This is a genomic window from Streptomyces sp. NPDC005195 (assembly GCF_040608315.1).
GTDB classification, from domain to species: domain Bacteria; phylum Actinomycetota; class Actinomycetes; order Streptomycetales; family Streptomycetaceae; genus Streptomyces; species Streptomyces kaempferi.
Window position 1 is genome coordinate 1 of the sequence record NZ_JBEXHZ010000099.1, and the last position, 8,685, is coordinate 8,685.

General features: G+C 65.6%; 6 protein-coding genes and 1 pseudogene. 4 read left to right on the forward strand and 3 right to left on the reverse strand.

Translation table 11 applies throughout. From position 1 onward, the window contains the following. Positions 1–15 precede the first annotated feature (15 nt). The 4 genes from ABZV34_RS35330 to ABZV34_RS35345 all read left to right on the forward strand — a co-directional run bounded on the left by ABZV34_RS35330 (position 16) and on the right by ABZV34_RS35345 (position 4,792). Entirely contained in the window at positions 16–582 is a 567-nt protein-coding gene (locus ABZV34_RS35330; protein WP_356286106.1) for a transposase, read from the forward strand. A gap of 444 nt (positions 583–1,026) precedes the next feature. Beyond that, the gene (locus ABZV34_RS35335; protein WP_356286091.1) at positions 1,027–1,653 is read left to right on the forward strand and encodes an isochorismatase family cysteine hydrolase; all 627 of its coding nucleotides are present in this window, start codon (positions 1,027–1,029) and stop codon (positions 1,651–1,653) included. Between the two features lie 58 nt (positions 1,654–1,711). Continuing rightward, positions 1,712–2,443 carry a beta-phosphoglucomutase family hydrolase gene (locus ABZV34_RS35340; protein ID WP_356286094.1) on the forward strand — a complete coding sequence of 244 codons (732 nt, stop codon included), beginning with the start codon at positions 1,712–1,714 and terminating at the stop codon, positions 2,441–2,443. A gap of 18 nt (positions 2,444–2,461) precedes the next feature. Next, positions 2,462–4,792, forward strand: coding sequence for a glycosyl hydrolase family 65 protein (locus tag ABZV34_RS35345; protein WP_356286097.1), 2,331 nt, complete (start codon positions 2,462–2,464; stop codon positions 4,790–4,792). A gap of 324 nt (positions 4,793–5,116) precedes the next feature. Here the strand turns inward: ABZV34_RS35345 and ABZV34_RS35350 are convergent, their stop codons facing one another. From ABZV34_RS35350 to ABZV34_RS35360, 3 genes and pseudogenes are all read right to left on the reverse strand, one after another. Further along, complete coding sequence (locus ABZV34_RS35350; RefSeq protein ID WP_356286100.1) at positions 5,117–5,959, reverse strand: MBL fold metallo-hydrolase; 843 nt, start codon at positions 5,957–5,959, stop codon at positions 5,117–5,119. A gap of 229 nt (positions 5,960–6,188) precedes the next feature. Then, positions 6,189–6,323, reverse strand: a pseudogene (locus ABZV34_RS35355) (integrase core domain-containing protein); the annotation flags it as partial. Positions 6,324–6,826: 503 nt separating this feature from the next. Further along, on the reverse strand, positions 6,827–8,685 hold a 1,859-nt coding region (locus tag ABZV34_RS35360), incomplete at its 5' end, for an MMPL family transporter (protein ID WP_356286103.1).

The following is an 8,685-nucleotide window of genomic DNA, read 5'->3' on the forward strand; positions in this document are numbered from 1 at the left end:
GCCTGCGGGGGCTACATCTGCTTCGAGGACGAAGCCGGGTTCACCCGCAGGCCGCCGAGGGGACGGACCTGGGGCCGGCGCGGAGTGACTCCGGTCGTCACCATCAGCGGCCGGCGTTCGGGACGGCTGTCGGTGGCCGGGCTGATCGCGATGCGGCCGGGGTCGCGGACCCGGCTGTGCCACCGTCTTCGGACCCACACAGGGAACAAAGACGCACGTCGCAGCATGGGCGAGTCGGATTTCATCGGGCTGGTCGACGGAGTCCACCAGTTGGTCAGGGCACCGATCGTGCTGGTCTGGGACCGCCTGAACACCCACGTTTCCCGAAGGATGCGGAAATTCGTGGCCGAGCGTGAGTGGCTGACCGTGTTCCTCCTGCCCGCCTACGCACCCGACCTCAACCCCGTCGAGTGGGTATGGGCCCACGTCAAACGCAGCCTCGCCAACCTCGCCGTCATGGCCCTTGACCGGCTTGAAGTCCTTGTCCGCAACCGGCTCAAACGCCTTCAATACCGGCCCCACACCCTCGACGGCTTCATAGCCGGCACCGGACTCACCCTCGACACACCAGCCTCACCCTGACAAGCCGAAGTCAGTAAAGATCGGCAACTCCGCACTGGCGAGCCTTCCGCGCCCCTGACTCATCGCTGCCGCGATCGCTGGTGCGCCATCGCGGCGCACCAGCGACAAAGATCCAGCGCGAATATCGGCATCAGCGCCTGTTGCCTGTCGGTCATTGCTCTCCGGTGCCCACCCGTGCGCCGCGTCAGTCCACGCTGAGGTGCGCGGGCTGATGGCAGGCCCCCGCACCTCAGCCATGCGCTGCCCCTGCTCGCGGGGGACGCGTCCGACCGAGAGCGGCTTGCGAGTGGGGTACAGGAGCGGGTCCACGTCGACGGCGACCAGCGGGGGCGGACGAGCACCTGCGCCCACGAAGGGCGCCCGATCCTGTTAGCCAACCCCCTGAGCGACACCTCGCAAGACGGTCAAAACCAGCATACCCTCGTAAAAACACGAGGAGGACGAATGACTACTCCGTACGAACCTGGACGTGTCGGCCTGCTCCTCATCGACACCATGAACGATGTCTTCTCTGAAGACGGCAAGGCCTACCCGACCTTCAAGGACGAGTTCGAGAGAATCGGCACCCTGAAGAACCTCAAGCGGCTACTGGCCGGCGCCCGTGAGCGGGGGTTCCCCGTCTACTTCGCTCCCATGTCGTACACCGAGGGCGACTACACCTCATGGAAGCACGTCTCAGGTGTCCACCACGAGATGTTCGACAACCGTCTCTTCGAAGCCGGAAGTTGGGGAGCTGAGTTCCACCCCGACCTCTCACCCCGCGACGGCGAAATCGTGATCACGCCACACAAGAACATCGACGTCCTGGCCAACACGGACTTGGACGTCCAGATGCGCCAGCACAACACGGAGTACATCGCCATCGCCGGAATGGTGGGGACGATGTGCGTGGAATCCACCGCGCGCAGCTGCATGGAAGCCGGCTTCCACGTGACCACCTTCACGGATGCGACAGCAGCCGTAGGGGGCCGGCCTGCCTACGACGCGATGGTGCTGCGCTACCCGCTCATCTCCCATGCCACGCTCACGGTCGACGAATTTCTTGCCGCTGCACCCCCGCCCGTCGCCTGAACAGCGTCCCTTTCCGATGGCCGATGAAGGCCCTCGGAACCAGTGCGAGGGGCACGCCATGGATCGACTCGGCCTGCCGGACACCATCGAAGCTTGCCTGTTCGATATGGACGGCGTCATCACGAAGACCGCGAGCGTGCACGCGGCCGCATGGAAACAGGCGTTCGACGACTTCCTGCGCCGCCGCAACTGGGACGGCTATCGCCCGTTCGACGAGGTGCGCGACTACGACACGTATGTCGACGGAAAGCCACGCGCCGACGGCGTCCGCAGCTTTCTCGCGTCCCGAGGCATCACACTCCCGGAAGAGTCCGATGCCGGGGACCCTGAAGCAGAGACGGTGCACGCTCTGGGTGATCGCAAGAACGACATCCTCACGCAGATGATCTGCGCCCGTGGCGTGGAAGTCTACGAAACCACGATCGAGTACGTCAGGAAGGCGCGACACCTCAATCTCAAAACAGCAGTCGTGTCATCCAGCACGAACTGTCGGGAGATCTTGGAATCGGCCGCCGTGGAGTGCCTCTTCGACGTACGCATCGACGGAGTAGTGGCGGCGGAACGCGAGTTGCCGGGCAAACCCCACCCCGACACGTTTCTCGCCGCAGCCCATGATCTCGGCTCGCTTCCTTCCGCCTCCGCGGTCTTCGAGGACGCGCTAGCCGGGATGGAAGCAGGACGCTCCGGACACTTCGGCTTCGTAGTGGGCGTCGACAGAGCAGCTCAGGCAAACGAGCTGCGCGCCCACGGCGCTGACGTCGTCGTGCGTGACCTGGCCGAGCTGGGGTGAGGAAATGATCAAGAATATGTGCTTCGCGCCGACCCGTGGACGCTGACCGAAAAATACCTCGACTTGGCTCTGCTCCCTCAGAGCGAGTCGGTCTTCGCCCTGTCCAACGGCCACATCGGGTGGCGCGGCAACCTCGATGAGGGCGAGCCGCACGGACTGCCCGGCACATACCTCAACGGCTTCTTCGCACTTCGCCCGCTGCCCTATGCGGAAGGCGGATACGGCTACCCAGAGTCCGGACAGACTGTCGTCAACGTCACCAATGGCAAGATATTGCGACTGCTGGTCAACGATGAACCCTTTGACCTCCGGTACGGCCGAGTGCACCAGCATGTACGCAAGCTGGACCTGCGCACCGGGCTGCTGCATCGGGACTGCACATGGACATCCCCCGCAGGGTGCACGGTGCGAGTGCGATCGAGCCGCCTGGTCTCCTTCACCCAGCGTGCCATCGCCGCCATCCACTACGAGGTTCAGGCTGTCGACACCCCGATACGCGTCGTCGTCCAGTCCGAGTTGGTGGCCAACGAACAACTCCCGACCGCTCACGGCGATCCGCGCATCGCTACCACGCTTGAGTCGCCCCTCGCCGCCGAGGAAAACCTCACCCGGGGAAACCGACTGAGGCTGATCCACTGCTCTCACAGCAGCATGTTGCGGGTAGCGGCAGCCGCGGACCACGACGTGCAAACAGACGGCCCCCTCAGCACTGACAGCGAAAGCAGTGAGGACGTCGCGAGGCTGACCGTAACCGCATCCCTCCAACCCCGGCAGAGCCTACGGCTGGAGAAAAGGGTGGCTTACGGCTGGTCGGGCGTGCGGTCGCTGCCCGCGGTTCGCGATCAGGTCGAAGCAGCGCTCGCGGCCGCCGGCGCGACCGGCTGGCAAGGACTCGTGGATGAGCAACGCATCTACCTGGACGCCTTCTGGGGCCGCTCGGATGTCGAGGTCGAAGGCGACGAGGAAATTCAGCACGCCGTACGATTCGCCTTGTTCCACGTCCTACAGGCAGGCGCCCGGGCCGAGCAGCGCGCCGTTCCCGCAAAGGGTCTTACCGGCACCGGCTACGACGGACACACCTTCTGGGACACGGAGACCTTCGTCCTGCCGCTGCTGACCTACACGTCCCCCCACTCGGTAGCCGAGGCACTGCGATGGCGGCACTGCACACTGCCTGCCGCACGCGAGCGCGCACGGCAACTCGGCCTTCGCGGAGCGTCCTTCCCGTGGCGCACCATCGACGGCGCCGAGTGCGCCGCCTACTGGCCCGCCGGCACCGCGGCCTTCCACATCAACGCCGACATTGCGGACGCCGTCATCCGCTACGTATCAGCCACCGGCGACCTGGACTTCGAACGCACAAGCGGCCTGGAACTTCTTGTAGAAACCGCCCGGCTGTGGATGTCCCTGGGCTACCACGACGAGCACGGTGCCTTCCACCTCGACGGCGTGACGGGCCCCGACGAATACAGCGCGATCACCGACGACAACACCTACACCAACCTGATGGCTGCCAAAAACCTTCGCGGAGCGGCTGAAAGCGCCGACCGTCACTACGATGAGGCTGCCGCGCTCGGCGTGGATGAAGCGGAGCTTGCTGCATGGCGGAGGGCGGCAGACTCTGTCCACTTGCCCTACAACGAGGAACTGGGCGTACACGAGCAGCACACCGGCTTCACCCGCCACCAGCCATGGGACTTCGAAGCAACCCAGCCGGATCAATATCCACTCCTGCTGCACTTTCCCTACTTCGATATCTACCGCAAGCGCGTGGTCAAGCAGGCCGACCTGGTGCTCGCCCTGTACACGTGCAGCGACGACTTCGACGACGCGGAGCAGAAGGAACGCGACTTCGTCTACTACGAACCCCTGACGGTAAGGGACTCCTCGCTGTCGGCATGCTGCCAGGCGGTCATCGCCGCCGAGACGCACCACACCGAGTTGGCCTACGCCTACACCGTAGAAGCCGCATTGATGGACCTTGGCGACCTGGAGAAGAACACGCGCGACGGGTTGCACATAGCGTCACTAGCCGGCGCATGGATGGCAGTGGTCTGCGGATTCGGTGGCATGAGACACACCGGGAACACCCTCTCCTTCACACCGACGCTGCCCACGAGCCTCAGCAGGGTAGCCTTCCGCATGGAGATCTGGGGCAGCCGCCTGCTCGTGGACATTCACCGTGAAGCCGCCGAGTACACCGTCCTTGCCGGCACGCCCACGACAATCAGGCACTACGGCACGGACATCACCCTTGCCGTAGGACGACCCAGAACCTTTCCCATCCCCACGCCTCCACCGCGAAACTCGCCGAAACAGCCCGAGGGCCGTCTGCCTGGCAGGCGATAGACCAAAACGGTCCGAAGAGGTGGATTGCCGAAGCAACCGTCGTGCGCCGTACGGGAGAGGTGGATGTCGCACGCCGATGCGATCTGGAGTGGGTTTGTATCGGCGGGTCAGATTTCATTGTGACAACTCTGCACGGGATCAAGATTTCCAGAAACCGAAATCTCTCTCGCGAGGGATCCGCCGCTCGTCGGTCTACCCGGCCCCTTACGGCATACCGCAGGAATCACGGGCCCTCAGCCTTCGCCGACACCACGCTGGGAAGCTCGGTAACCGCGGTGCGCCTTTCAGGCTCTTGGCTGCAGTGTGCGATTGCTCTGCCAACGTCTAGCGGTTGGCCGAGAATTGGTAGCGGTCTCCGTGTTCCAGATAGTGGAACCTGACAGACGTCGAAGACTGAGCGGCAGCCTTTTTAAAATCTTCAAGCCCAGAGTGGAACACCGAAAAGTCGTTGTAATGGATCGGGATCGCAACGACAGGCTTGACGATCTCAGCGCAGCGGACAGCCTGCTCGCCTGTCATGGTCACTGTGGTCAGAAACAGCGTTGTCCCACCTGCATGGAAGTGGCCCAGGTCGATGCCGGGATAGTTCCTCGGTATGTCGTGCAGCCGGTTGTGGAGCATGGTGTCGCCGCTGATGTATAGACGGAACAGCCGCTGGTCGCCGTCGTAGAAATCCAGCAGGTTGCCGTTGACGGGCATCAGCAGGGCCGCCATCTCGTAGTCGCTGGTGTGCTCAGCCGGCATGGCTGTCACCACGAGCCGAGCATCACCTTTTCGGACGGTCTGGCTCTCCCATGTATCCAACGCCTGGCCGTTTGCGAAGCCGAGCGCGCGTAGTTCTTCAACCGCGTGCTCCGTGCTGATCACGGGTACGTCTTTGTTCAGATCCCGAGCAGCGACATGGTCAAAGTGATCGGCGTGATAGTGCGACAGGACTATCAGGTCTAGTTCCGGCAAATCGGCAACCTGACAGGCCGGCTCCATTTCACGCCGCGCATAGATACCGTGACCGAGGTGGAGATGGTCTCCCTTGTGTAGAAACGCAGGGTCGGTGAGGACTGTGAAGCCAGCGAAGCGGATCAGCGTCGTAGCGTTGCCAATGAAGTAAACCTCACCCGACTCGAAGTCCGGCTGCTCTCCCGGTGGTAGCGTGACTGTCGCGTTCATCGGGACCCTCTCTCGGAAATCACTCACGAGCACTGCAAGACGTGTTCCGCACGCCTGGGGGCAGCCGATCGAACAGATGATCGCGTTTCGGGAATCGGAACGCTGTTAGGTCGTTCGAAGCTATTTCCACGGTACATCGGTTGGCTCCGCGCGGCGGGGCGAGCGGTGTTACTGAGGTTGATCCTCGGCAGTGGACACCGGGGTTCACGCGACGAGTGACAGCGTTACGTGCGGTGATCAGTTGCTGTTCGAACTCGGCTGGTGTGAGGTATCCGAGCGCGGAATGCCGACGGCGCCGGTTGTAGTACGACAGCCAGCAGAACAGCTCCAGCCGGGTCTGTGTCTTGGAGGTCCAGCGCCTGCCAGCGCCTGCTGTTCAACGTCGACGGACTGGGCCTCTCGATCGGCAGGCTCCACAGCCTCCCGAACCCCGGCCATTTGGCGTCATCGCCACCCCACCACAGGCTGTAGCGGACCCTGCGCACCGGAGCCGGCCCCGTGGAACGCGGGCCCGGCTTCGGACACGAAGTGACCTGTGCACGCTGTGGCGGCGGCGCGGCCGACTGCGGTGCCGAGCAGGAGAGATGGGCCCGCCGTCCGTCCGGTGCCGGCGGCCCGGCCTCGCGGCATGTTGCCTCCTTCGGGGGCGTCTCCGCGTGTGCGAGGAGCAGCGTTGCCGGTCCTGGTGGGCCGGGCCTGTGGCGGGAGCATTTGCGGGTGTGCGGGGATGCTCTCCACTCGTGCATTGCCTCCGACTGGGGCCTCCGGCCGGCCCTCTCCTGTGGACCTGCGGCAGCGCCGTGGAACCGGGTGTGGTGTAGGGCTCCACGGCGTGTCAGGTCGTTCCTGGCGAGGGTGTTGTGGTGGTCAGGCCGGGGTCGGGTGGTGGTCCGCTGGAGCCGTGGTGGTCTCGGGGCGGCGGATGAGGGCGCGGGGTGCCCACCAGTTCGCCCGTCCCAGGAGGATCATCGCGGACGGGAGGACCACCGCGCGGATGATCGTCGCGTCCAGGAGGATCGCTGCGGCGAGGCCGACGCCGAGCTGCTTCATGTCGAGCGTGGACAGGGTCGCGAAGACGGCGAAGACGGCGACCATGACGACTGCGGCGCTGGTGACGGTGCCCGCCGAGCCGGTGATGCCGCGGGCCACCGCCTGCCTGGTGGGCAGGCCCTGGCGGACGATCTCCTGGATCCGGCTGACCACGAAGATGTGGTAGTCCATCGACAGTCCGAACAGGACGACGAAGAGGAACAGCGGAAGCCAGGTCACGATCGCGCCGTTGGAGTGGAAGCCGAGCGCTCCCTCGGCCCAGTGGTGCTGGAAGACCAGCGTCAGCAGACCGTACGAGGCCGCGGCGGACAGTGAGTTGAGCACGATCGCGGTGAGGGCGACGACCGGTGAGCGGAAGATCGCCACCAGCATGACGAGGGTGAGCAGCAGGACGAAGCCGATCGCCCAAGGCATTGCGTCCGTCACGTCGGCGGTGAAGTCCGCGTTCAGCGCGACCGGACCGCCCACCGCGTGGTCGGTGACCGTGAGTCCCTTCAGCGCCTCGGGGAGCAGGTCGTGGCGCATGAGGGTCAGGGCGCGTTCCGCGTCGGCGCTGCCGGCCTTGTGACGGACGCCCACGTCGAGGGTGGTCACCGTGTGATCCGCGGAGGTCCGCAGCCGGGGTGTCTCGTCCAGGGTGAACAGCGCCTGGTGGCCTGTGCGTTCGGCCAGTGCGGTGAGGGCGCCGCGGACCTCGCCTGCCTTCTCCGCGGGGGCCTGGACGGCCATGCGCAGCGAGGAGCCCGTGCCGGGGAAGGCGTCGGTGAGACGGTCGTAGCTCTGCATGACCGGGAGGGTGCGGGGCAGGTCGGAATCGTCGAGGAGTTTCAGCTTCATGCCGGTGGCCGGGGCGGCGAGTGCCAGCAGGACGAGGACGGAGAGTGTGAGGGTCGCGGCCGGGCGGCGCAGGGCGGGGCGCAGGACGGAAGGCCAGAAGCGGCCCTCGCCCTCCTCGCGGTTCGTCAGGCGCCACAGCAGCGGCACACGGGGGCGTTCGAGCCGCGAGCCGAGTCCAGCCAGCAGCGCGGGCAGCACCGTGACGGAGCCGAGGACCGCCACGGCGACCACCAGGATCGCACCGATCGCCAAGGAGTGGAAGGTCGGACTGTCCGAGACGAACATGCCGCACATGGCGACCGAGACCGCGAGGCCGGAGACGACCACCGCGTGTCCGGAGGTGGCGGCCGCGATCTCGACCGCGCCGATCCGGTCCCGGCCGCGTGCCCGCTCCTCGCGGTCGCGCCGCAGGTAGAAGAGGGAGTAGTCCACGCCCACGGCCATGCCGATCAGCAGGATGACGCTGTTCAACACGTCGGTGGCGGGGACGAGTTGAGAGGCGAGGGCGGAGAGTCCGATCGCCGCGCCCACCGACGACAGCGCCAGCAGCACGGGCACGCCGGCCGCGAGCAGCGCGCCGAACGCCACCAGCAGGATGGCGAGGGTGACGGGGATGCTGAACAGCTCGGCCTTGTGGAAGTCGCCCGAGACGCGGCTGTCGAGCGCGGCGCCCATCGAGGCGTCACCCACCTCCTCGACCCGCAGTGCGGGGTACGCCTTGGCGGTGGTGTGGGTCGCGTCCAGCAGCGGCTGGACGTGTGCGCCCGCGTCGTCGTCGGCGCCCGCCATGGTGGCCTGAACCAGCAGGGACGATCCGTTGTGAGCTGGAACGGCCTGGG

What these genes read in the sequence shown, in the direction of transcription:
- ABZV34_RS35350 (WP_356286100.1), bottom strand. Translation starts at nt 5,959, where the DNA reads ATGAACGCGACAGTCACGCTACCACCGGGAGAGCAGCCGGACTTCGAG.
- ABZV34_RS35340 (WP_356286094.1), top strand. Translation starts at nt 1,712, where the DNA reads ATGGATCGACTCGGCCTGCCGGACACCATCGAAGCTTGCCTGTTCGAT.
- ABZV34_RS35335 (WP_356286091.1), top strand. Translation starts at nt 1,027, where the DNA reads ATGACTACTCCGTACGAACCTGGACGTGTCGGCCTGCTCCTCATCGAC.